The organism is uncultured Paracoccus sp., assembly GCF_947496875.1.
Taxonomy (GTDB): domain Bacteria; phylum Pseudomonadota; class Alphaproteobacteria; order Rhodobacterales; family Rhodobacteraceae; genus Paracoccus.
In genome coordinates, this window is sequence record NZ_CANMEH010000064.1 from 1 (window position 1) to 1,602 (window position 1,602).

The 1,602-nt window shown below is 62.9% G+C and carries 1 protein-coding gene; it reads right to left on the bottom strand.

The window, feature by feature from the left end:
• Positions 1 to 352: 352 nt before the first annotated feature.
• Positions 353 to 1,600: a Zn-dependent hydrolase gene (locus Q0938_RS19080; RefSeq protein WP_299365691.1), complete on the bottom strand. Its 1,248-nt coding sequence runs from the start codon at positions 1,598 to 1,600 to the stop codon at positions 353 to 355.
• Positions 1,601 to 1,602 lie beyond the last annotated feature (2 nt).

The following is a 1,602-nucleotide window of genomic DNA, read 5'->3' on the forward strand; positions in this document are numbered from 1 at the left end:
CATCCTGATCAAGCAGGCCCGCGCCGAACATCAAGGTGACGATCAGCGCCAGCTACACCACTCCATCGGACAGCATCCTTGAGCTCGGAGCCCGGGGACTTGACTAGCTGATCCGCTGCAATGGTTCTCTCACACAGTGCTTGCCGCCCTGAGGGGTTATGCCGCTTGAAAGCCGCCTTCGTATCTGAGATTCGAAGCCGAAGGGGATGAGGTCGACGGATCTCACTCCCGGCAATCAGGAAACGTAAACCAAGCCGGCAGGGGTTTCGCCCCGCATAGGGGACACTCTGACGCCTTGGTCATGAGCTGATCTCGCCGGCAATATCGACCGCTAATCCCGGCAACGGACTACTTAGCATTGAAGGTCATAGGCAAGGAGTGCATCTAGTAGCACCTGGGCTCCCGCAGCACAGTCCTCCGGCAGCGTAGCTTCGGCCGGATTGTGCGACAGGCCACCTTGGCTCGGCACGAAAATCATCCCGGTCGGCGCAACGGCGGCTGCATGCACCGCATCGTGGACCGCTCCAGAGACGATGTCGCGGGTTGCAAACCCGGCGGCTGCGGCCCCCGCGCTTATCGCAGAGATACAGCCGGGGTCGAAGGTCACCGGCGAGGTGCGTGAAATCCGCTCGAGTTTGTGGCCGAGGGCGTGGGACGCGGCCACCTCGGCAACCAAGCTCTCGATTTCACGCTCCATTTCGTCGAGGACTCGGTCCTCCGGGTGGCGCAGATCGATGCTGGCCCGGACCTGACCGGGGATCACATTGCGCGAGTTCGGGCGGACATCCAGAGAACCGACCGTCCCGACCGCGCCAACGTTCTCACATGCGATACGATGCACACCTTCTATCACCTGCGCCGCACCCCGCAGTGCATCGTGACGAAGGTTCATGGGAGTCGAGCCGCTATGCGCCGCGACTCCGGTCAGTTCGAACTCGAACCAGCGCAGACCCTGCACGCCGGTGACCACGCCAATTCGAAATCCTTCCGCCTCGAGGATTGGCCCCTGCTCGATATGCAACTCGAACATCGCACCGAAGCGAGTGTGCCCGGACGGAACCGGACCCTGATATCCAATGCGATGCAGCGCATCTCCGAAGCTTTCCCCCGCCGCGTCGGTGCGGCTGTTCGCATAGTCTCGGCTGAAGAGGCCGGCGTGAACACCCGACCCGAGCATCACTGGCGCAAATCGCGCGCCTTCCTCGTTGGTCCAGTTGACCAGCATCAGTGGCGCCTCGGTGACGACCCCTGCAGCATCCAGGGTCCGGAGCACCTCAAGGCCTGCAAGCACCCCCAGTACACCATCGAACCTGCCTCCAGTCGGCTGGGTGTCGAGATGGCTGCCCATGGCCAGTGGCAGCACGTCGGACCGCCGCCCCGGGCGCAGCGCGAACATGTTGCCAACCTCGTCCACGGTCATCGTCATTCCCAGATCCAGGCATTGCGCCGTCAGCCAGTCGCGCACGCGGCGGTCGTCGTCAGACAGGGTCAGCCGCGCAATACCTCCATCGGGTGTTCCGCCGAAGGCGTAACCGTCCGGTCTAACCGCTCTGCCGCGGTGTGAGAGTGCGGGATAGTGTCCACCATTGATAGTGGACATTG

Excerpts from the sequence above, each read along its gene's own strand:
- Q0938_RS19080 (WP_299365691.1), bottom strand. The coding sequence starts at position 1,600 with ATGTCCACTATCAATGGTGGACACTATCCCGCACTCTCACACCGCGGC.